22 protein-coding genes and 1 riboswitch are annotated in these 22,656 nt (G+C 57.5%); of the genes, 17 read left to right on the top strand and 5 right to left on the bottom strand.

All coding sequences use genetic code 11. From position 1 onward, the window contains the following. Positions 1-19: 19 nt before the first annotated feature. The 11 genes from LB462_RS26730 to LB462_RS26680 all read left to right on the top strand — a co-directional run bounded on the left by LB462_RS26730 (position 20) and on the right by LB462_RS26680 (position 10,663). Positions 20-916: a carbohydrate ABC transporter permease gene (locus tag LB462_RS26730; protein ID WP_224514336.1), complete on the top strand. Its 897-nt coding sequence runs from the start codon at positions 20-22 to the stop codon at positions 914-916. A 1-nt stretch (position 917) separates the two neighbouring features. Next, entirely contained in the window at positions 918-1,784 is an 867-nt protein-coding gene (locus LB462_RS26725) for a carbohydrate ABC transporter permease (protein ID WP_224514334.1), read from the top strand. A 6-nt stretch (positions 1,785-1,790) separates the two neighbouring features. Continuing rightward, entirely contained in the window at positions 1,791-2,888 is a 1,098-nt protein-coding gene (locus tag LB462_RS26720; protein WP_224514332.1) for an ABC transporter ATP-binding protein, read from the top strand. 5 nt (positions 2,889-2,893) lie between these two features. Then, positions 2,894-4,006 (top strand): mandelate racemase/muconate lactonizing enzyme family protein, encoded by a 1,113-nt coding sequence (locus tag LB462_RS26715; protein WP_224514329.1) that lies wholly within the window; start codon positions 2,894-2,896, stop codon positions 4,004-4,006. A gap of 2 nt (positions 4,007-4,008) precedes the next feature. Next, entirely contained in the window at positions 4,009-4,338 is a 330-nt protein-coding gene (locus tag LB462_RS26710) for an L-rhamnose mutarotase (protein ID WP_224514328.1), read from the top strand. Positions 4,339-4,349: 11 nt separating this feature from the next. Beyond that, positions 4,350-5,423, top strand: a complete 1,074-nt coding sequence (locus LB462_RS26705) for a Gfo/Idh/MocA family protein (RefSeq protein WP_224514367.1) — start codon at positions 4,350-4,352, stop codon at positions 5,421-5,423. Continuing rightward, positions 5,424-5,879 carry a MaoC/PaaZ C-terminal domain-containing protein gene (locus LB462_RS26700; RefSeq protein WP_112530467.1) on the top strand — a complete coding sequence of 152 codons (456 nt, stop codon included), beginning with the start codon at positions 5,424-5,426 and terminating at the stop codon, positions 5,877-5,879. 17 nt (positions 5,880-5,896) lie between these two features. Next, positions 5,897-6,631, top strand: a complete 735-nt coding sequence (locus LB462_RS26695) for an SDR family oxidoreductase (RefSeq protein ID WP_112530469.1) — start codon at positions 5,897-5,899, stop codon at positions 6,629-6,631. 22 nt (positions 6,632-6,653) lie between these two features. Next, positions 6,654-7,931 carry an L-fuconate dehydratase gene (locus LB462_RS26690; protein WP_224514326.1) on the top strand — a complete coding sequence of 426 codons (1,278 nt, stop codon included), beginning with the start codon at positions 6,654-6,656 and terminating at the stop codon, positions 7,929-7,931. 80 nt (positions 7,932-8,011) lie between these two features. After that, positions 8,012-8,212: riboswitch (cobalamin riboswitch) on the top strand. 118 nt (positions 8,213-8,330) lie between these two features. Beyond that, positions 8,331-9,572, top strand: coding sequence for an aromatic ring-hydroxylating oxygenase subunit alpha (locus LB462_RS26685; protein ID WP_224514325.1), 1,242 nt, complete (start codon positions 8,331-8,333; stop codon positions 9,570-9,572). After that, positions 9,572-10,663 (top strand): FAD-binding oxidoreductase, encoded by a 1,092-nt coding sequence (locus LB462_RS26680; protein ID WP_304610458.1) that lies wholly within the window; start codon positions 9,572-9,574, stop codon positions 10,661-10,663. Before LB462_RS26685 ends, LB462_RS26680 begins: the two co-directional genes overlap by 1 nt. 7 nt (positions 10,664-10,670) lie before the next feature. Here LB462_RS26680 and LB462_RS26675 read toward each other — a convergent pair whose 3' ends face one another. The 4 genes from LB462_RS26675 to LB462_RS26660 are packed head-to-tail and all read right to left on the bottom strand — an operon-like array spanning position 10,671 to position 14,162. Next, complete coding sequence (locus LB462_RS26675) at positions 10,671-11,468, bottom strand: 3-methyl-2-oxobutanoate hydroxymethyltransferase (RefSeq protein WP_224514324.1); 798 nt, start codon at positions 11,466-11,468, stop codon at positions 10,671-10,673. Between the two features lie 7 nt (positions 11,469-11,475). Then, complete coding sequence (locus LB462_RS26670) at positions 11,476-12,714, bottom strand: NAD(P)/FAD-dependent oxidoreductase (protein WP_224514322.1); 1,239 nt, start codon at positions 12,712-12,714, stop codon at positions 11,476-11,478. Next, positions 12,714-13,028, bottom strand: coding sequence for a MocE family 2Fe-2S type ferredoxin (locus LB462_RS26665; RefSeq protein ID WP_224514320.1), 315 nt, complete (start codon positions 13,026-13,028; stop codon positions 12,714-12,716). The genes LB462_RS26670 and LB462_RS26665 overlap by 1 nt, the downstream gene beginning before the upstream one ends. A gap of 30 nt (positions 13,029-13,058) precedes the next feature. Next, positions 13,059-14,162 (bottom strand): fatty acid desaturase family protein, encoded by a 1,104-nt coding sequence (locus tag LB462_RS26660; RefSeq protein ID WP_224514319.1) that lies wholly within the window; start codon positions 14,160-14,162, stop codon positions 13,059-13,061. 135 nt (positions 14,163-14,297) lie between these two features. Between LB462_RS26660 and LB462_RS26655 the strand changes: the two genes are divergently transcribed. Next, the gene (locus LB462_RS26655; protein ID WP_224514363.1) at positions 14,298-15,329 is read left to right on the top strand and encodes a LacI family DNA-binding transcriptional regulator; all 1,032 of its coding nucleotides are present in this window, start codon (positions 14,298-14,300) and stop codon (positions 15,327-15,329) included. Positions 15,330-15,652: 323 nt separating this feature from the next. Further along, positions 15,653-16,480, top strand: a complete 828-nt coding sequence (locus LB462_RS26650) for a TIM barrel protein (RefSeq protein ID WP_255627831.1) — start codon at positions 15,653-15,655, stop codon at positions 16,478-16,480. Between the two features lie 418 nt (positions 16,481-16,898). On the opposite strand, the gene LB462_RS26645 is transcribed toward LB462_RS26650, so the two are convergent. Beyond that, positions 16,899-17,045, bottom strand: a complete 147-nt coding sequence (locus LB462_RS26645) for a hypothetical protein (RefSeq protein WP_210003223.1) — start codon at positions 17,043-17,045, stop codon at positions 16,899-16,901. A 502-nt stretch (positions 17,046-17,547) separates the two neighbouring features. Here LB462_RS26645 and LB462_RS26640 point away from each other — a divergent pair. The 4 genes from LB462_RS26640 (at position 17,548) to iolG (ending at position 22,644) form a co-directional block, all read left to right on the top strand. Next, positions 17,548-18,477, top strand: a complete 930-nt coding sequence (locus LB462_RS26640; protein ID WP_224514317.1) for a sugar ABC transporter substrate-binding protein — start codon at positions 17,548-17,550, stop codon at positions 18,475-18,477. A 224-nt stretch (positions 18,478-18,701) separates the two neighbouring features. Next, positions 18,702-20,243: a sugar ABC transporter ATP-binding protein gene (locus LB462_RS26635; RefSeq protein ID WP_224514315.1), complete on the top strand. Its 1,542-nt coding sequence runs from the start codon at positions 18,702-18,704 to the stop codon at positions 20,241-20,243. Between the two features lie 124 nt (positions 20,244-20,367). Then, positions 20,368-21,396 (top strand): ABC transporter permease, encoded by a 1,029-nt coding sequence (locus LB462_RS26630; RefSeq protein WP_224514313.1) that lies wholly within the window; start codon positions 20,368-20,370, stop codon positions 21,394-21,396. A gap of 258 nt (positions 21,397-21,654) precedes the next feature. Next, on the top strand, positions 21,655-22,644 hold the full coding sequence (gene iolG, locus LB462_RS26625; protein ID WP_183661622.1) for an inositol 2-dehydrogenase: 990 nt from the start codon (positions 21,655-21,657) through the stop codon (positions 22,642-22,644). Positions 22,645-22,656: the final 12 nt, after the last annotated feature.

Below are 22,656 nucleotides of genomic sequence, written 5' to 3'. Positions count from 1 at the left end.
CAGAAGGCCAATATTTCAGATGAAATTCCCCAAATTATCGGCGCCTACGCTCCTGTTGCTGCCCGCGATCATCGTTCTTGCCGCCGTTATCGTGTTGCCGCTGTTGTTTTCGCTGTATTCGAGCTTCACGCCATTCCGGTTGACCAAGCCGGAATCGATCTGGGTATTCATCGGCGTTCGTAACTACGTGAGCGTTCTGACCAACTACGAGTTCTGGGCGGCATTTGGCCGTACCATCCTGCTCCTCACCATCGCACTCAATGCCGAGATGTTCCTCGGCCTTGGCCTGGCCATGCTGGTCAACAAGGCGACGCGCGGTCAACGCATCTTGCGGACATTGATGATGTTCCCGATGATGTTCTCGCCGGTACTGGTCGGCTTCCAGTTCAAGTTCCTGTTCAACGACAATATCGGTTTCGTCAACAATGCGCTGCAGTCACTGGGGCTGACCACTAACGCGATACCTTGGCTGATCGATGGCAATCTGGCGCTGTTTTCAATCATCATTGCCGAGGTATGGTCTTCAACTTCCGTCTTTGCCATCCTGATCCTGGCTGGACTTCTGGCGATGCCGCAGGAACCAGTAGAAGCGGCGCGGGTCGATGGCTGCACGCCCTGGCAGACATTCCGCTACGTCACCTGGCCATATCTGATGCCTTTTGCCTTTATCGCCATGACGATCCGATCGCTGGACGTGGCTCGCGCCTATGACATCGTGAAGATCATGACCGATGGCGGGCCGGCCAAACGCACCGAACTCCTGTGGACACTGGTCGGACGCACGGCCTATAGCGATGCGCGCATGGGTCTTGCCAATGCGATGGCATATATCTCGATCCTGCTTTCGATCCTGTTCACCGTATATTTCTTCAGAAAGCTCGCTGCCGCGCGCCAGCAAATCGGAGCAGAGTGGTAAGATGGACAAGAACAGTTCGCATCGTCTGAAACGCCGCTGGCTCAAAGTCGCGCATTTTATCGGCCTGTTCCTGGCGATGCTGGTCATCTGCTTGCCGGGCCTGTGGATCGTCTTGAGTTCGCTGCGACCGACAGTCGAGATCATGGCGAAGCCACCGGTGTGGATACCGCGCGACATCTCGCTCGACGCCTATCGTGCCATGTTTGGCGGTGCAGGGCAGGGCGGCATTCCGGTGTGGGAATATTTCCGCAATTCCCTGATCATTTCAATCACCTCGACAATCATTGCGCTGATCATCGGCATGGCGGGCGGATATGCTTTTGCCCGTTACAAGTTCAAGGGAAAATCGGGTGTGTTCCTCGGCTTCATGCTGACGCGCGCTGTCCCAGGTATCGCACTGTCGCTACCGCTGTTCATGATCTTTGCCCGCGTCGGCATCATCGACACGCATTTCGCGATGATCCTTATCTATGTGGCCTTGAATGTTCCATTCACGATCTGGCTGATCGACGGTTTCTTCCGCCAGGTGCCGAAAGATCTGGCGGAAGCTGCGCAGATCGATGGCTGCACGCGCTGGCAGGCTTTCTGGCAGGTGGAATTCCCGCTGGCCGGACCAGGTATCGCGTCGGCAGGCATCTTCGCCTTTCTCACCTCGTGGAATGAATATGCGCTGGCCTCGCAGATCACCCGGTCGGTGAATTCGAAGACACTGCCTGTCGGCCTTCTCGACTATACGTCAGAGTTCACCATCGACTGGCGCGGCATGTGCGCGCTTGCGGTGGTGATGATCATCCCGGCGCTCACTTTAACGTTCATCATTCAGAAGCATCTCGTATCCGGACTGACGTTTGGCGCGGTGAAAGGTTAATTTGTCATGGCTCCCGTAACACTCAAAAAGCTCGTCAAGAGTTATGGCAATGTCGATGTGGTGCATGGCATCGACCTCGAGGTCAAGGACCGCGAATTCATCGCGCTGGTTGGCCCGTCCGGCTGCGGAAAATCCACGACATTGCGCATGATCGCCGGGCTCGAGGACATCAGTGGCGGCGTCGTTGAAATTGGCGGCAAGCCGGTGAACGACCTGCCGCCGCGTGCGCGCAACATTTCCATGGTGTTCCAGTCCTATGCGCTCTATCCGCATATGACAGTACGCGAGAACATGGGCTTCTCGCTCAAGATCGGCAAAATTGCGCAAGCCGAAATCGATACGCGGGTCAACGAGGCTGCGGCGATCCTCGATCTCGACAAGTATATGGACCGCCGCCCGTCGCAACTTTCCGGCGGTCAGCGCCAGCGCGTGGCCATGGGCCGGGCGATCGTGCGCAAGCCGGACGTATTCCTGTTCGACGAACCTCTCTCCAACCTCGATGCAAAATTGCGCACGCAGGTGCGTACCGAGATCAAGCGTCTGCATGCGAGGGTGCAGGCGACGATGATCTATGTGACGCATGACCAGGTCGAAGCGATGACGCTGTCCGACCGCATCGTCATCATGCGCGATGGCCACATCGAACAGGTCGGAACGCCCGAGGAAGTGTTCAAACGACCGGCCACGCGGTTCGTCGCCGGGTTTATCGGTTCTCCGCCGATGAATCTCAACGAGGCGACTGTGGACAATGGAAAGTTGGTTTTTGCCGGCGGGCAGACCCTGCCGCTTCCGGCGGAGTTCCGCAGCAAGGTCGCTGCCGGCGATAAAGTGATTTTCGGCCTGCGCCCCGATGACATTTACCCGACCGGACATGGGATCAGTTCCGGCGAAGCCACAGACGTGCATGAAATGGAACTGCCTGTTTCGATCACGGAGCCGCTCGGCAATGAGACACTGCTCTTCATCACCATGGCAGAGCGTGAATGGGTATCACGCATGCTCAATCCACGTCCCATTGGCGCCGGTGAAGTGGTAAAATTCAGTTTCGACCTGTCGCAGGCGCATCTGTTCTCGCCTGAAACCGGCAAAACGCTGCGGGGGTGATTCCAATGGCCAAGATCGAAAAAGTTGAATTGCGCATGGTGGATCTGCCGCCGAAAGTGCTGCGCACCGACGCGATCCAGAGTTTCGTCAGCCAAGAGACGCCGATCGTGACGATCACCGACAGTGATGGTGCGGTGGGTACTGGTTATAGCTACACGATTGGCACCGGTGGTTCATCCGTCATGCGGCTGCTGTCTGATCACCTTGCGCCGCGTCTACTCGGGAAGGATGCCGACCAGATCGAGGCAATCTGGCGCGATCTCGAATTCGCGACCCATGCGACGACCATCGGCGCGATCACGGCGATTGCCCTTGCCGCCGTCGACATAGCGCTCTGGGATTTGCGCGCGAAGAAGCAGGGCCTGCCTCTGTGGAAACTGGCAGGTGGCGCGAAGGATCGCTGCCCACTTTATACCACCGAGGGTGGCTGGCTTCATATCGAGAAGCAGGCGCTTGTCGACGATGCGCTGCAGGCGAAGGCCAAGGGTTTCAAAGGCGCCAAGGTCAAGATCGGCCGCCCGCATGGTTCCGAGGATCTGGACCGGCTATCGGCAGTCCGTGACGCGGTTGGTTCGGGTTTCGAGATCATGACCGACGCCAATCAGGGCTTCACTTTGGACGAAGCCATTCGCCGCTCGCAGGTGCTGCGCGACATCGATCTTGCCTGGCTTGAGGAGCCGCTGCCGGCCGACGATATAGACGGTCACGTACGGCTTTCGTCGGCAACACAAACGCCGATTGCCGTTGGCGAGTCGCTCTATTCGATCCGGCATTTCCGCGAATACATGCAGAAACGCGCCTGCTCCATCGTGCAGGTCGATGTTGGCCGCATTGGCGGCATCACACCTTGGCTGAAAGTGGCACACACGGCAGAGGCATTCGACATGCCGGTCTGTCCGCATTTCCTGATGGAGCTGCATGTAAGTCTGACCTGCGCTGTGCAAAACGGCAAATATGTCGAGTATATTCCGCAGCTCGATGACCTTACGCACACACAGATGCACATCGAAAATGGCTACGCGGTTGCTCCGTCCGAGCCCGGCATCGGAATAGACTGGGACTGGGATGCGGTGAAGTCACGCAGTGTCGACGAATTCACGACCGAGATAAGGGTCTGACGATGCAACGCATGGGTATGATGATCGGGCTGAACGCCGACAAGGTCGCTGAGTACAAGCGTCTGCATGCAGCGGTGTGGCCGGAGATCCTTGAACTGATCTCGAGCTGCAACATCCGCAACTACACGATCTTCCTGCGTGAGCCCGAGAACGTCCTGTTCGGAACATGGGAATATCACGGGACCGACTTCAAAGCCGATATGGAAAAAATGGCTGCCAATCCGAAGAACAAGGAATGGTGGGCTGTGTGCATGCCCTGCCAGGAGCCGCTCGATTCGCGGGCCGAAGGCGAGTGGTGGGCGATGATGGAAGAAGTGTTCCATCTCGATTGAAGGACCGCATGATGAGTTTTGACCCCGCAACCTTGCAGCAAAGCTGGCCGCTTCCGGCGAAACCACGCCCGATCGTGACCTTCGGCGCGGGCAGCATCGTCGGCGATGCGCACTATCCAGCTTATAGAAAAGGCGGGTTTCCGATCGCCGGGCTCTTCGATCCGAATCAGGCGAAGGCGCAGAAACTGGCCGATGAGTGGAACGTCACAGCCTATGCTTCTGTTACCCAAGCCGCCGCCGTCGAGGATGCGATCTTCGATCTTGCTACGCCACCTTCACGTCATGCCGATATACTGAAGGCCCTGCCGGAGGGTTCCTTTGCGTTGATTCAGAAACCGATGGGCAGCGATCTTGCGGAAGCCTCTGAAATCCTCCGTATCTGCCGCGAGCGCAATATCACCGCAGCGGTCAATTTCCAGTTGCGTTTCGCTCCGATGATGCTCGCACTTAAGGACGCGATCCGGCAAGGCTGGCTTGGTGAAGTGATCGATTTCGATGCATGGCTCGCCTTGGATACGCCATGGTCTCTGTGGCCGTTCTTGAACGGCTTACCGCGTGTCGAGATCGCCATGCACTCGATTCACTATATCGACCTGATCCGGCAGATCCTTGGTAATCCGCTTGGTGTCCACGCCAAGACACTTGGCCATCCCAACCACAAGGTAGCGCAGACGCGAACGAGTGCCATTCTCGACTACGACGACAAGGTGCGCTGCGCGCTATCGGTCAATCATGATCACAAATTCGGTCGCAAATTCCAGGCCTGCGAATTCCGCATCAGTGGCACGGAGGGTGCGGCCTATGTAAAGCTCGGGGTCAATCTCGATTATCCGCGGGGTGAGCCGGACGAATTGATGATCTATTCGAAGGGCGGATCCGACTGGATCAACGTCCCCTTGCAAGGCGCATGGTTTCCAGACGCATTTGTCGGGCGCATGGCCAACCTCCAGCGCTACGCCAGCGGCGAGGACCAGGAACTTGTCAGTTCCGTCGAGGATGCGTGGCATACAATGGCGCTGGTCGAAGCGGCCTATCAATCGAGTGCGACGCCAGCTACCCCGCTCGCACGGAAGCCGGAGGCCTGAATGTCCGAACAAGCCATCTATTTCGAGGACTATGAACTCGGGCATGTGCGTGTCACGACGGGACGCACCATTACCGAGACTGATTTCGTGGTGCACGCCGGCCATACGGGCGATTTCTTTCCGCATCACATGGATGCGGAATTTGCGAAGACCACCCCCTTTGGTCAGCGCGTTGCCCATGGCACGATGATCTTTTCAATCGGCGTTGGGCTCACCGCAAGCCTGATCAATCCGGTGGCGTTTTCCTATGGCTATGATCGCCTGCGCTTCGTCCGGCCGGTTTTCATTGGCGATACGATCCGCACACGCGTAACAATCAGCGCCAAGGATGATGACCCGAAGCGGTCCGGCAGCGGACGCGTCGTCGAGCGCTGCGAGGTCATCAATCAACGTGACGAGGTCGTGCTTGCCGCCGACCATATTCTCATAGCCGAGCGCAAGAGCAAGGCGACATAAGTGATTGGAGATTTACAATGACTGGTAAGCTTGAAGGCAAGCGAGTTTTGATCACAGCCGCAGGGCAGGGCATTGGCCGCGCCTCGGTGCTTGCATTCGCCCGCGAAGGCGCAATCGTGCACGCGACGGATATAAACCAGCAACTGCTGGATGCGCTGCCGAAAGAGGCGGGGATCAAGCCGCGCAAGCTCGACGTGCTGAAGACGGACGAAGTCAATCAGGTGATCGGCGAACTTGGTGCAATCGACGTGCTGTTCAACTGTGCCGGTTTTGTGCACGGTGGCTCGATTCTCGAGATGCCGGACGCGGACCTGGACTTCGCGCTGGACCTCAATGTCCGCGCCATGATCCGAACGATCCGGGCTGTTCTGCCAGGTATGATCGAGCGCAAGGATGGCGCGATCGTCAATATGTCGTCTGTCGCCAGCAGCGTTAAGGGTGTCCCGAACCGTTTTGCCTATGGCGTGACCAAAGCGGCTGTCTTGGGTCTCACCAAGGCGGTGGCCGCCGACTATATTACACAGGGCATTCGCTGCAACGCCATCTGTCCAGGTACGGTTGAAAGCCCGTCTCTCGAACAGCGCATGCGTGCTGGCGGCGATTATGACGCGACGCGGGCAGCTTTCATCGCGCGCCAGCCGATGGGGCGTCTCGGCTTGCCGGAAGAGATCGCCGACCTTGCCGTCTATCTCGCCGGCGCGACATACACCACGGGTCAAGCTTACAACATCGATGGTGGCTGGACCGTCTAGAGGTCTCCACAGGAGTAATATTATGACCCGCATTATCGATCTTCGCGTTTTCGATATCCGGTTTCCCACGTCGCAAAGCCTCGATGGATCGGATGCGATGAACCCCGATCCGGACTATTCGGCAGCCTATGTCGTGCTTGATACGGATGAGGATGGTCTCGCTGGCCACGGCCTGACCTTCACCATCGGGCGCGGCAATGAAATCGTCTGTCTCGCAATCGAGGCGCTGAAGCACCTTGTCATTGGCCTTGAACTCGACTGGGTGAAGGAAAATCCTGGCCGCTTCTGGCATTTCGTCACAGGCGACAGCCAGCTTCGCTGGATCGGACCGGACAAGGGCGCGATGCACCTTGCAACCGGTGCGGTCGTCAATGCGGTTTGGGATCTTCTGGCAAAGCAAGCGGGGAAACCGGTGTGGCAGTTGGTGGGCGAAATGACTCCGGAAGAGATCGTCAGTATTGTCGATTTCCGCTATCTGACCGACGTGCTGACGCGCGACGAGGCACTGGGGCTTCTGCGCAAGGCGGAGAAGGGCAAGCAAGACCGGATCGCTGATCTGAAAGCGACAGGTTATCCTTGCTATACAACCTCGGCGGGCTGGCTTGGCTATTCCGATGACAAGCTGCGTCGCCTTTGCCAGGAAGCCGTCGACGCAGGTTTCAATCACATCAAGATGAAAGTCGGCCGCGATCTCGACGATGACATCCGCCGCTTGACGATTGCCCGCGAGGTGATTGGTGACGACCGCATCCTCATGATCGATGCCAATCAGGTGTGGGAGGTCAACGAGGCTATCGACTGGGTAAACAAGCTCGCCTTCGTCAAGCCGTTCTTCATCGAGGAGCCGACGAGCCCGGACGATGTTGCCGGGCATCGCAAGATTCGGCAGGCAATTCACCCGGTGAAGGTTGCGACAGGCGAGATGTGCCAGAACCGCATCATGTTCAAGCAGTTCATAGCCGAGGGTGCGATCGACGTCGTGCAGATTGATTCATGCCGCATGGGCGGTCTCAACGAGGTGCTGGCAGTGCTGCTGATCGCGGCGAAGTATGATCTGCCGGTCTGGCCGCACGCGGGCGGGGTTGGCCTTTGCGAATATGTGCAGCACCTGTCGATGATCGACTATGTCGCGGTGTCGGGTACGAAGGCGGGCAGGGTTATCGAATATGTCGACCATCTGCATGAACATTTCGTCGACCCGTGCAATATTCAGAATGCCGCCTACATGCCGCCGGTCCTGCCGGGCTTTTCGATCGAGATGAAGCCGGAATCGATCAAACAGTATTTGTACAAAGCTTAAACTCGGGGGGTATTTCTTCCGTGTCGTCTTGCGTAAATGCGATGTCGTTTCCGCGCCTATTCTTTTGTTCAGCCGAGTGCTCTTATCAAGACGCTTGAGGTGCCGCTTTCCAGGGAGAGAGCGGAGAATTGGGAAGCCGGTTTGAACCCGGCGCTGCCCCCGCAACGGTAGTGGAGTGAACCACGGCAAAACAGCCACTGGGAGGATATCCCGGGAAGGCGCCGTGAAGCCGGAAACGGCAACTCCAGAGCCCGGAAACCAGCCTTGAGGAAGATAAACCGACTGATCGCGGTGGGCGATCAAGGAGCATGATTTTGTGCAGGCGACGTTTGACTTGCGCGGAGGTCCTCCTTCACCACCAGTCAGTTCTTTCGCGGGCTATAAGAGCGAGGACACGACATGGACTTAACGAACGAACTGCTCCGGAATCTCAGGAACCGGAAACCGGGCTACGGACTTGAACAGGCATTCTATTCCGATCCGGACTACTACCGTCTCGACATGGAAAATATTTTCTACCGCGATTGGCTGTTCATCGGCCATGATTGCGAGGTGGCCAAGCCGGGCAACTATTTCACGGTTCAGGTTGGCGACTATCCGGTCGTGATCGTACGCGACCGCCAAAAACAGATCCGCGCTTTCCACAATTCGTGCCGCCATCGCGGCTCGCGCGTTTGTGCTGCTGAAAGGGGCACCGCGGCGAAGCTCGTCTGCCCCTACCATCAGTGGACCTATGAACTGGATGGCCGCCTGCTGTTTGCCCGCCAGATGGGAGACGATTTCGATGCCAGCCAGCACAGCCTGAAAACGGTGCATTGCGAAAGCGTCGGCGGCTACATCTTCATTTGCCTCGCGCCCGTCGCTCCGGATTTCGGCCCGACACGCGCTCTGCTCGAACCCTATCTCGCGCCGCATCGCCTGACCGAAACCAAGGTGGCATTCCAGAGTTCGATTGTCGAAAAAGGCAACTGGAAGCTCGTCTGGGAAAACAATCGCGAATGCTACCACTGCGTCGCCAACCACCCGGAACTGTGCAAGACCTTCCCCGAAGCGCCAAGCGCTACTGGGATCCAGGGCTCCAAAGAGGATCCTGAAATGGTCGCGCATTGGGAGAAGTGCGAGGCAGTCGGCCTCCCGAGTGTGTTCCGTATCGCAGAAGACGGGCAATATCGTGCCACACGCGTACCGCTGCTCAGCGGTGCCGAGAGCTATACGATCAGTGGCAGGCGCGCAGTCGGCAGACAACTCAGTGATGACGTCAACGCCCAGCAGATCGGTTCGCTGCTGCTCTATCATTACCCGACCACCTGGAACCACGTTCTCGGCGATCAGGCGATATCCTTTCGCGTGCTTCCGCTTGGACCGAACGAGACCGAGGTCACGACGAAGTGGCTCGTCCACAAGGACGCGGTCGAAGGTGTCGATTACAATCTCGAAGAACTGACCCATGTCTGGCTCGAGACCAACAATCAGGACCGCCGTATCGTTGAAGAAAATGCATTCGGTATCCGCTCGCCTGCCTATGAACCGGGTCCATACTCGGTCGAACACGAAGGCGGCGTGCTGCAATTCCTCGAATGGTACAGCAATTCCATGGAAACAAGGCTTTCCAGCGAAACCAAACTCAGCAAGGTAGCATGATGAATATGACGCTTCCTCAGACCTATCCACACCTCGATCAGATGCAGCCATGGAATGATCGGCTGCATCTTCTGGAGTGCCTGTCGGTCATCGAGGAAGCGCCCAATGTGAAGACGTTCACGTTCAAATCGGACAATCAGAACTGGTTTCGCTATGAGCCAGGCCAGTTCATGACGTTCGAATTGCCGGTGCAGCCGGAAGCCGTCTTGCGCACATTTACATTGTCGTCCAGCCCATCGCGGCCATTCACCATTGCCGTGACCGTGAAAGCCCAGGATGGCAGTATAGGTGCGCGGTGGATGCTCGACCATCTGACGCCGGGTGCGCGGTTGAAGGCATTCGGGCCGCTTGGCGATTTCTCCATGCGCAAGCATCCGGGCGAGAAATACCTGTTTATCTCGGCGGGTTCGGGCATCACGCCTATGATGTCGATGACGCGCTGGATGCACGATTGCGCCCCGCAAAGCGACGTCAATTTCGTGACCTGCGCACGCCGGCCCAGCGATATTATTTTCCGCAGGGAGCTCGAATACCTGACGAGCTGCATGCCGAACCTGAAGCTTGCCTTCCTTATAAAGGAACACGAGATGGGGCAGGTGTGGACCGGTATTCGCGGTCGTTTCGAAGAGGCAAGGTTGCCGTTGCTTTCGCCGGACTTCAAGGACAGGACCATCTTCTGTTGCGGGCCTGAAAGCTTCATGCGCGATGTCCGCACCATGCTCGAAGCATCCGGCTTCGACATGACGCATTACCACCAGGAGAGTTTCGGACCGGCCGCCGAACCGGTGCTGCCGATGATGGACGCGATATCGACAGAGGCCGTTGAGAGATCCGCGATGGTCAGTTTTTCCATGTCGGGTATGGAAGTGGCATGTGCGCCGGGCGAAACGATCCTGAAGGCCGCGCGCGGTGCGGGGATACGCATTGCTGCGGCGTGTGAATCGGGGCTCTGCGGCACCTGCAAGGTTATGAAAATTTCCGGCGAGGTCGACATGGACCACAATGGCGGTATTCTCGACGACGAGATCGACGAGGGCTATGTGCTTGCGTGCTGTTCAAAGCCACTCGGCAATGTTGAAATTGAGGCTTGAAACGTCTTTAACTGCTTGAAAGTTCTTTTAGAAACCGATTCAACTCGTCTTGCGGGATTCCGACTGTATGTTCCGCGCCAGGATAGACTTGCGATTGAACATCGGCGACAAACTCCGCAAAGGCTGCGACCCTTTCCTGCTGCAGGCGGTCATATTCGGCGTTGAAGTTGCGATATACCTTGGCGTGACGTGGATAATGGCCGCGATTCGAGCCAAGAACATCTTGCGCGAACAGGTACTGCGCATCACAGCCCGCGCCGGCGCCCATTGAAATCATGAACAGAGATGTGCGCTCGGAAATTGCTGTCGCAATCGGAACAGGCACAACTTCTATTTCTGCTGCGAATGCGCCAGCATCTTCCAACGCTTTGGTCTGTCGCCATACCGCGAATGCGCTTTCGGCCGTTTTCGCTACAGCTTTGAAACCGCCGGTCCAAGTCGCCTGCGACGGGATTAGCCCTACGTGACCGCAAACAGGGATCCCTTCGTTACGCATGCTACGTACGGTGGCGAGGCTCGCGGCGCAATAAACCGCATCGCCGCCCGCCCTAAGCGCCTTGAACGCCGCGCGGATGTATTCTTCTGCAGTTACGAAATCACCATATTCCAATCCCGGCACTGCGAAGACCGATGGCGCGGCATCCCGAAACTCGGGCGAAAGCAGCGCTGGCGGGACAGATAGCATGTCTACGCCGGCTCGCTCGGCGGCCTCCGCCTCCTCCAACGTTTCCACACGCAGCATAGTCAATTGACGCCGACCCTTCAGCGCGAGGATGTCGGCGACGGTAGGTCGTTGGCTTTTCATGGTCATCCTAGGCCGCAAGCAGTGATTTAAGTTTCACGTCCGATGCGGCAAGCTGGGCAATGTCCGGCGTCGCGCCACGGGCAATGAGCATCTCGGCAAGCCTTATGTCCTTCGCCACCGAATTGCCGGGGCCGATGCCGCTTGCAGCGACAAGACGGCCATCGGCAGCAAGGTGGAACAGAATGAAGGCGCCATCGCCGAGGTCGCGCCGGATCGTTTGCGTACCCTCGTCCGAAAGGCCAGCGACCTGCAGACCGAGTTCATACTGATCCGACCAGAACCAGGGTACCGCTTGATGCGGCTCCTGTGCCCCGAGCATGTTGCGCGCGGCCAGCGCCCCTTGCTCCTGGGCATTGCGCCATGCTTCGAGCCGCACCCGGCGCCCGCCGTAAACAGCGAGCGGGAAGATACAGCAGTCGCCAGCCGCGTAAACATCCGGATCGCTGGTCTGCAACCAGTCATTGACCACAATACCGTTGCCGGTTTCGAGGCTGGACGCTTCGGCCAGCGCAGTGACCGGCGTCGCGCCTATGCCGATGATCGCGAGGTCCGCCACGATGACGTTTCCTGTCGAAAGCGTGATCGCAACGTTTTCGGCATTGTCAGCAAAGGAGACAATTCCGGTATCGCATAGAATGGTCACGCCTTCGTCGCGATGGCGCGTATCGATGACCTTGGCGATTTCCTCCGGGACGCCGCGCATCATGATACGGCTTTGCGCCTCGATCACTGTCACCGACGCGCCGCGCTTGCGAGCGCTGGCCGCAAGTTCCAGTCCGATGAATCCGCCGCCGACAATGACGATGCGTGCTCCAGGCTGAAACCTTGCCCGGATGGCAAGTGCATCCTCAAAACTGCGCAAGGTGGTGCAATGTTTGCTGCCCGCTGCAAGAGGCAGAGGGCGCGGAATAGCACCTGTCGCAAACAGAAGACGCTCGTAGGGTATTTGCCGGCCATCCTCGAGTGCGACGCGCTTCTCCCCCCGGTCGATTGACGTCGCCGTCGAGCTGCCGATGAAGTCGATGTTCTTTTCGTTAAACAGGGATTCGGCGGCTATGGTGCGAGGTGACGGATGATCTTCCGAGACCATCGCTTCCTTGGAAAGGGGCGGGCGCTCATAGGGGAGGTGCTTTTCAGTGCCAATCAAGGTGACGGGTCCGCCATAGCCGTTTTCCCGCAAGGCAAAAGCCGCGCGCACGCCGCATTCGCCAGCGCCAATGATGACCATTCCTCGTTCCATCGCCATTATCCCAGCTGAATCAATACTTTGCCAGCCTCGACCTTTACAGGGTAGGTCTTGAGGTTGATACAGACGGGAGCGCCCTTGGCTTCTCCGGTCTTGTAGTTGAAGCGACCGTTATGCTTGGGGCACTCGATGATCTCGTCCATCACAAGCCCATCGGCGAGATGGATGTGTTCATGAGTGCACAGCCCGTCCGTTGCAAAAAACTCATCGTCGGGGCTACGGTAGACTGCAAAGGTCTTTCCCGCATGGTCGAAACGCATGACGTCTTCTTCGTCTATGTCGTTTGAAGTGCAGGCTTCTACCCAGTTGCTCATCGTTCGATCCTCCCGGTCGTTTATGGACTATTATTCCGCTGCTGCCGCGACAGATTCGCCATGGAATTCCTCGCGATAGGGCTTGGCGGTCGGCGGCAATTCCCGTTTGAGGAAATAGTCTTCGTTGCGCAACTGCCGCAGGAATGCAGGCACCATCTCGCGGTAAGCGTGCAGGATGGACGGGTTTGCCGCCGGCAGATCATGCTTGATCATCGCATGCAGCTGCGGCAGCGCGTGATACGGCACCATCGGGAACATATGGTGTTCGACGTGGTAGTTCATGTTCCAGTAGATGAACCGGCTCACCGGGTTCATCAGGACGGTGCGGCTGTTCAAACGGTGATCGGTGACATTGTCGGCAAGCCCGCCATGTTGCAAAAGCCCGGTGAGCACATGATGCCATGCCCCGTACAGTCGCGGCAGACCGATCAGCACCAGCGGCAGGATCGATCCCGTGTACAAGGATAAGGCGGACGTGGCGACGTAGATCGCGGCCCAGATGCGGGCGATGCGTACGACCCTTGGCTGTTCCTGCTCGGGAATGAAGGTCTTTTCCTCGGCGCTGACAATTCCCAGAGCGTTGCGGATGAGATCGCCCATGGCGTGCCAAACATCCAGAATACCGAAGAAATTCAATGCGACACGCAACAGATCGGGTGGACGCATAACCGCGATTTCCGGATCGCGGCCGACAATGACCGTGTCCGTGTGGTGCCGCGTATGGCTCCAGCGCCAGGTGACAGGATTGCGCATGATCATGAAGCAGGCGATCTGATAAACGATATCATTCATCCAGCGTGTCTTGAACGCCGTACCGTGGCCGCACTCGTGCCAGCGGCTATCCGAGGCGGAACCATACAGAACGCCATAGGCGAGGAAAAACGGCACGCATAGCCAGGTGCCCCAGAAATAAACGCCAAGACCGGCGAAGATCAACATGCTGCCGAGCCAGATCGCTGTGTCGCGGATCGCCGGACCATCGGAGCGCTTCATCAGCTCTTTCATCTGCTTGCGGGGGATGTCGGTGTGATACCATTCGGCCGCAGCAAGACCCGACTCCACAGCCAGTTGCGAGTCACGGCCGATAAGGCTGTAATCCCGCCTTGTCGGCATGGTGAGCGCTGCTGCTTGCATATGAGACCTCCCTCAATTAGTCGGGAGAAGATACGCGTTGCTGCAACCTGCCTCAATCTGAAATGATGAAATTCTATCATTTTCAATCAGAGATTGGTATAAATGACTGATAGATTCTATCAGGGAGCGCATGAGGTGGCAAATAGGCCGACAATCTCCGATCTGGCGCGTGCGGCGGGGGTAGGTGTCGCGACAGTCGACAGGGTGCTGAACGGACGGCTGCCAGTGCGTGAGGAAACGGCGCGGCGGGTGTATGAGGCTGCCAACAGCATCGGATACCATGCGGCCGGTTTGATCCGCCAGCGTATGCGGCAGGAATTGCCTGAATACCGCTTGGGCTTTCTCTTGCAGAAACCCGGACATTATTTCTATCAGGAGTTCGCGCGGGAGATCGAGAATGCTGTCAGTCAAGCCTCGCATTTCCGCGGCGTTCCTGCGATAGAGTTTTGCGCATCACAAGCGCCGGACGAGATTGTCGCCAAGCTGAAATCGCTGGCGGGACGCTGCCGTTCCATCGGCCTGGTCGCGCCAGACCACCCGTCGATCACCGCCGCTGTCGATGAATTGAAGGCAAAGAATATCCCGGTTTTTTCGCTGCTTTCAGACCATGCCGCTGGAATTCGCGAAGGCTATGTCGGCGTCAACAACCGCAAGGTAGGGCGCACGGCGGCCTGGATGATCACGAAAGCCGCCAAAAGGCCCGGAAAAGTAGCGATATTCGTCGGAAGTCATCGCTTTCATGGGCATGAACTGCGCGAAATCGGTTTTCGTGCCTTCTTCCGTGAAGAGGCGCCGGAGTTCACCGTGCTCGACACGATGGTCAATCTGGAGACGCGACAGATCACCAATGAGGCGATGTCGGAGTTGCTGCGCCGCCATCCGGACCTTGCCGGCTGCTATGTGGCTGGCGGTGGAATGGAAGGCGCGATCAGTGCGATTCGCGAGGCGCAATTGGAACAGTCTCCGGTGATGATCGTCAATGAAATCACCCCGGAATCGCGGGCAGCGCTGGCCGACAAAATCGTCACCATGGTCATCGCAACTCCCTTGCCAAGGCTCTGCAGGGAACTCACGGAGCTCATGGGTCACGCCATCGAAAGCGGCGCGGCCAACGCTCCGGGCCAGACCTTTTTGCCGTTCGATATCTACCTTCCAGAGAACATCTGAGCGGCATTTACACGCGGCTACAACCAAATTGCCCGCGCCGGTTGAAATTCCTGCGCCGGAATCGAGGATTCATGTTCCATTTTCGCATGTTCTTGCGCCAGATCCAGACATTCTTGCGTAAAAGCCGCGCCGGATCCCGCAAACCCAGTTCTCTTTTTCTCACGCATCGGAATCTATCAGAAATGATAGTTTTTTAGCCAGAACGGCAATTGACGGAATAGCGGCTCCGACAGATGGTTGCGCCACCGCCGCGACTTTCCAAACGGGCTCTTGGCAACCCATGGGCGCAGGCCGCTTCAAGTACCACCGGGAGTATGATTCAGATGAGCGATACGATTTCTCACCCCGTCTTTGCGATCAACCATATCGCCGCGCCGAATATGACACCGGCGGAATTCTTCCAGCTGGCGAAGTCGCTCGGCCTCAGCGATGTGGAGATCCGCAACGACCTCGGCGGCAATGCTATCGTCGACGGAACGCCGGCGGCAGAGGTCCGGGCAATGGCTGAATCGGCAGGCGTTCGCATCGCTACGATCAATGCGCTGCAGCGCTTCAACGAATGGACGCCGGAGCGCGAACGGGAGGCGGTCGAGCTTGCCGATTATGCGCGCGATGCGGGTGCGACGGCACTGGTCCTTGTCCCGGTCAATGATGGTTCCGGCCAGACAGATGGCGAGCGTCAGGCAAACCTGCGCACCGCATTGACGGCACTGAAGCCTATCCTTGAACAGCGCGGTCTCATGGGTTTCGTCGAACCGCTCGGCTTCGAGATCTGTTCGCTGCGTTCAAAGCGCGAGGCGGTGGAAGCGATCGAGGCAGTCGGCGGCCGGGACCGGTTCAAACTCGTGCATGACACATTCCATCACCACCTTGCCGGCGAACCCGAGTTGTTTCCGGCGATGACCGGCATGGTTCATATTTCAGGGGTTGCCGACCCTGATCTTGCGGTTGGCGAAATGCGCGATCCGCACCGGGTACTGGTCGACGAGGATGACCGGCTTGGCAACGTTCGGCAGATGCGCGAATTGATCGACCAGGGCTATACCGGCCTGTTTTCATTCGAACCGTTCGCACGGGAAGTGCAGGAACTGGAAAACCCGTCCGAAGCGCTGGCCTCCAGCATGGATACGATCAAGGCCGGGTTGATTTAAGTGGCAACGTATTTCCCGTAACACCGTAGAGATATCCGGTGGACAGTTACATCGACGTCCCACAACTAATCAATTCGAATTACGACACTTGACCGGTTGTATTCACGGATGTTTACGTCGTGTTGTAATGTGTTATTTGGGGGAAACAAAAATAATGAAAATAGCTCTCGCAGCCATTCTGCTCCTACTTTGTGCACCTGCGGCATCATTCGCTGGTTCATGTGACCATTCTTGGCAGACTGCAAGTGACGGTTCGTCGTGTGGTGGTCGGTCCGCGGATTCGCGTCCAGGCGGCGGCTGATTCCAAAGAGGAGCGGTAGCTCGCTCCTCTCATCTCCCGATCTCATGTGTTTATCGGCATATTTTTGGGATAGGCGGGATTTCTCCGATTAGAACGCGTGTTGCCCATTCGTGAATATCAGTTCTCCTGGATCGACACGCCGCCCTCTCCGATTTTCAGTTCGACGCCTGCGGGCTTTGTTTCCTCCCGGTAGGCGTAGATACCGAGACCGATAACAGCGACGAGAAGTGCTCCAATAATCAGATACAGGCCATTGCGATTCACTATTTGATCCTTTTTGTGTTGGATGGAAGGGTTAATTGGACTGATCCAGCGCATGTGGAGCAGGTTGGCCGGGTGTTTGATCGCCGGCCGGGTATAGCCAAACGAATGCCGCGACCGCCAGGACGATAATAACAGCCGTCGATATCCATGTTTGAACGCGCATGTGATTGTCTCCGGTTACGGAGTTAAACCGCGTGCCGCCCAGAAGGTTCCGCAATCAGACTGCACAGCAGTGCAACCTGAAGCCTCTCATTAATTGGTCTATAGCTCTCAAATCCCGCTTGACGCTCCTTGCATAAAATGGAATAAATATTTCAGAAGCTGGGCATAACGGTCCGTATATTCCGTAATGGGTGTTCAGATTAGATTTGCGCGCAAACGCCGCGCACGCTTCATATCAAGATATTGCCAGCCAGGGACAAGGTGGGTTGGCAGGATCGGGGTATGAAGGGTTCCGGATTAAAACAGGTGCAGCCGGGGCACCATTTGTGGAGGAGAAGACATGAAAAAGTTTTTGCTTGGAGTGGCTGTTTCAGCATTGATGGCTGGTTCGGCTTCGGCCGCGAATATTGGCGTCTCGATGGCGAAGTTCGACGATAACTTCCTGACCGTCCTGCGCAATGGCATGCAGGACTATGCCAAGACGCTTGATGGCGTGAACCTGCAGGTCGAGGACGCGCAGAACGACGTTGCCAAACAGCAGAGCCAGATCCAGAATTTCATCGCTTCGAAGGTTGATGCGATCATCGTCAATCCGGTCGACACGGACGCTACCGGCGCCATGTCGAAGATTGCCGCCGATGCGGGCATCCCGTTGGTCTATGTCAACCGCGAGCCGGCAAATGTCGACAGCTTGCCGGAGAAGCAGGCTTTCGTTGCTTCGAACGAAGTTGAATCCGGTACGCTGGAAACCAAGGAAGTCTGCCGCCTGCTCAAGGGCAAGGGCAAGATCGTCGTGATGATGGGCGAACTCTCCAATCAGGCCGCCCGCCAGCGCACCAAGGACGTGCATGATGTGATTGCAACCGACGAGTGCAAGGGGCTTCAAATCGTCGAAGAACAGACCGCCAACTGGTCGCGCACCGAAGGCTCCGACCTGATGACGAACTGGCTTTCGGCTGGTCTCGAATTCGATGCGGTCGTCTCCAACAATGACGAAATGGCCATCGGTGCGATCCAGGCCCTGAAGGCTGCGGGCCGCTCGATGGACAGCGTCGTTATCGGCGGCGTCGATGCCACACAGGACGCGCTTGCCGCCATGGCTGCCGGCGACCTCGATGTGACAGTTTTCCAGAACGCTGCCGGTCAGGGCAAGGGTTCGGTCGATGCGGCGCTGAAGCTCTCCAAGGGCGAAAAGGTCGAGACCAAGGTCTATGTGCCGTTCGAACTGGTGACGCCGGAGAACCTGTCGAAGTATCAGAAGTCTAATTGAGGAGACCTTTGCCAATCCACCCTGACGGGCATCTGATGCGATTTTGCTGCGCTTCCGGTGCTCATGGACGAAATAGTCCACTGCGCTCCGGTTCTCGAAAACCGCACCACCTGCCTCGTCAGGCTGAATTCTCAAAAGGCCTCCACCGCGCTTAACTTTTAACCGGAACGCGTCAATCTGCTGCGTTCCGGTGTATGATAGAGCCTCTCTGGGAGGAGATGATCATGGCAGTCAGTCCCTCGACCATGGCAGCGGTGCGCGCCAGTGGCGCCGTACCGCAATCGGAATATCTCTTGAACGTCGAAAACATCCGCAAGGAATTTCCTGGCGTTCTGGCGCTGGACAATGTGCAGTTCCGGCTCAAGCGCGGCACGGTTCATGCGCTGATGGGCGAGAACGGCGCCGGTAAATCCACGCTGATGAAGATCCTTGCTGGAATATATATTCCAGATCAGGGCGAGGTTCATCTGAAAGGCCTGCCGATCCGCCTGAAATCCCCGCTCGATGCGCTGGAAAATGGTATCGCCATGATCCACCAGGAGCTCAACCTGATGCCATTCATGACCGTCGCGGAAAATATCTGGATCCGGCGCGAACCGAAGAACGGCTTCGGCTTCGTCGACCACGGCAAGATGTACGATATGACCGCAGACCTGTTCGAGCGGCTGAATATCAAACTCGATCCGGAAAGCCAGGTGCGGGATTTGAGCGTCGCCAACCGGCAGATGGTGGAGATCGCCAAGGCGGTTTCATACGAATCCGATGTCCTGATCATGGATGAGCCGACGTCGGCGCTGACCGAGCGCGAGGTGGCGCATCTGTTCGAGATTATCCGTAGTCTGCGCGAGCAGGGCATCGGCATCGTCTATATCACCCACAAGATGAACGAGCTTTTCGAGATCGCGGACGAGTTCTCGGTGTTCCGTGACGGGCGCTATATCGGCACGCATCTTTCCACCGATGTGACGCGCGACGACATCATCAAGATGATGGTCGGCCGCGAGATCACGCAGATGTTTCCGAAAGAAGAGGTGCCGATCGGCGATGTGGTGCTTTCGGTAAAAGACCTCTCGCTGAAGAACGTTTTCCACAATGTGTCGTTCGACGTGCGTGCGGGCGAAATCCTCGGCGTTGCCGGACTGGTCGGTTCTGGCCGCTCGAACGTTGCCGAGACGATTTTCGGCGTGACACCGGCGACGAGCGGAACCATCGAGATCAAAGGCGAGGTGGTCAAGATGACTTCGCCGACGCAGGCCATCAGCCACGGCATGGCTTTTATCACCGAGGACCGCAAGGAAACGGGCTGCCTGCTTATTCTCGACGTCCTTGAAAACATGCAGATCGCGGTGCTGCAGGACCGTTTCGTCAAGTATGGGTTTGTCCAGGAAAAGGGCATCACCGCGGCGTGCACCAAGATGAGCGATACGTTGCGGGTCAAGACCCCGAACATGGAGGAAAGGGTCGAGAACCTTTCCGGCGGTAACCAGCAGAAAGTATTGATCGGCCGGTGGCTCTTGACCAATCCGAAGATACTCATTCTCGACGAACCGACACGCGGCATCGATGTCGGCGCCAAGGCGGAGATTCACCGCCTCGTATCGCAACTCGCGAAACAGGGCGTCGCGGTGATCATGATCTCGTCGGAAATGCCGGAAGTGCTCGGCATGAGCGATCGGGTCATGGTGATGCACGAGGGCCGGGTTACCGGTTTTCTCGATCGTGCCGAAGCCACGCAGGTGAAGGTGATGGAGCTCGCTTCCAAGTGAAAAACCATTCGATAATTCCTCCTGTACGCTACGCTTGGGCTCTTAAGTACCACTCCAGTTGTTGCGCCGGGACGAATTCTCAAAAGGCATTTGAGCCCACCTCGAATTATCGGGAGGATTAATAATGACAAGCGAACCAGTAACCGCCAAGGCGACAACACCGGCACTCGGGCGCAAACACCGCCGGCGTATGCCACCCGAGGTCAATATCCTTTTGGTGCTGATCGGTATCGCGCTGGTTTTCGAAATACTCGGCTGGATTTTTGCCGGACAGAGCTTCCTGATGAATGTGCAGCGCCTGCGGATCATCATCCTGCAGGTCTCGGTCATCGGCATCATTGCAGTGGGCGTGACGCAGGTGATCATCACCGGCGGTATCGACCTTTCCTCCGGCTCGGTCGTTGGTGCAACCGCGATGATTGCGGCGAGTTTCGCGCAGGCCTCCACCTGGGCGCGGCCGGTCTATCCCGCCTTGACGGACCTGCCGTTTTTCATTCCGATCGGTATTGGACTTGGCATCGGCCTTCTCGCCGGTATCATTAATGGCTGGCTGATCGCCTATACAAAGATACCGCCGTTCATCGCCACGCTCGGCATGATGGTGTCGGCGCGCGGCATAGCAAAATGGTACACCAAGGGCTCGCCGGTTTCAGGCCTGACTGACCAGTTCAACTTCATCGGCACGAGCATCTGGCCTGTGGTCGTGTTTCTCGTCGTGGCGCTCGTTTTCCACATCGCCTTGCGCTACACGCGGTATGGCAAGTTCACCTACGCCATCGGCGCCAATGTGCAGGCGGCGCGGGTTTCCGGCATCAATGTCGAGAAACATCTCATCAAGGTGTACGCCATTGCCGGATTGCTGGCTGGACTTGCCGGCATTGTTACCGCTGCCCGGGCACAGACTGCGCAGGCCGGCATGGGCGTCAATTATGAACTCGACGCAATCGCGGCGGCCGTCATCGGCGGCACCTCGCTCGCCGGCGGCGTCGGGCGCATTACCGGCACGGTGATCGGCGCGATCATCCTTGGCATCATGATCTCCGGCTTTACGTTCCTGCGGGTCGATGCTTATTACCAGGAAATCATCAAGGGCGTGATCATCGTTGCCGCAGTTATCGTCGATGTATATCGCCAGAAGAAGAGAAAAATTTAGCAGTGCTCCCGGGGCTAGCCAGATTTGCATGACCATGTGCGTGGTTCGACAGGCTCACCATGAGGGGACTTGAGTGTTGCAGGGGGCGCTAAGAAAGAAAGGTTGCGGCTGTAATGGCCAACATTCAAAGCCTTGGCTCCCCTGCAATCAACTCACCTCCCTCATGGTGAGCCCCGTCGAACCACGTACAATGGAGTTGCTGGCCAAATCGATCAATAACGCCCGGGATACTTCCGGGCTTCTTTAATGAGGTAAGAAATGACTGTACGTTTTGGTCTGCTCGGTGCAGGCCGTATCGGCAAGGTTCACGCGAAAGCGGTGACGTCGAACCCAGAGGCGAAGCTCGTCGCCGTCGCCGATGCCTTTGAACAGGCCGCCAAGGATCTTTCCGCTGCGCATGGCTGTGAAATCCGCACCATCGACGAGATCGAGAAAGCCTCGGATATCGATGCCGTCATCATCTGTACGCCGACCGATACGCACGCGGACCTGATCGAACGCTTCGCCCGGGCCGGCAAGGCGATCTTCTGCGAGAAGCCGATCGACCTCGATGTGAAGCGTGTCGAAGAATGCCTTGCGGTGGTGCGTGAAACGGGCGCTACGCTGATGGTCGGGTTTAACCGCCGTTTCGATCCGCATTTCGCTGCGGTACGCAAGGCGATCGACGATGGTCAGATCGGTGACGTGGAGATGGTGACGATCACTTCGCGGGACCCGGGTGCGCCGCCTGCGGAATATATAAGCCGTTCCGGTGGCATTTTCCGCGACATGACCATCCATGATTTCGACATGGCGCGGTTTCTCCTCGGCGAAGATCCGGTTGCTGTCACCGCGCATGCCTCAGTGCTGGTCGACAAGAAGATTGGCGAGCTTGGCGATTACGATAGCGTCAGCGTGATCCTGTCGACGGCGTCTGGCAAGCAGTGCGTGATCTCCAATTCACGCCGCGCGACCTATGGCTATGACCAGCGCATCGAAGTGCATGGCTCAAAGGGCATGGTCGCGGCGGAAAACCAGCGGCCAGTGTCGATCGAGATCGCCAACGGTAGCGGCTATACCCGCCCGCCGCTGCACGATTTCTTCATGACACGCTATACGGAGGCATACGCCAATGAGATCGCCGCATTTATCAGCGCGATTGCGAAGGGCACGAAGGCGGCGCCGAGCGGCGAAGACGGGCTGATAGCGCTGGCGCTTGCCGACGCAGCGGTGAGGTCGGTGAAGGAAGGCAAGACAATCAGGGTTTAAACAAGCGTGAGG

Source organism: Phyllobacterium chamaecytisi (assembly GCF_020164455.1).
In the GTDB taxonomy this organism is placed as follows: domain Bacteria; phylum Pseudomonadota; class Alphaproteobacteria; order Rhizobiales; family Rhizobiaceae; genus Phyllobacterium; species Phyllobacterium chamaecytisi.
Note: the sequence above shows the minus strand (reverse complement) of the source record. Positions and strands in the feature narration are given on the sequence as shown.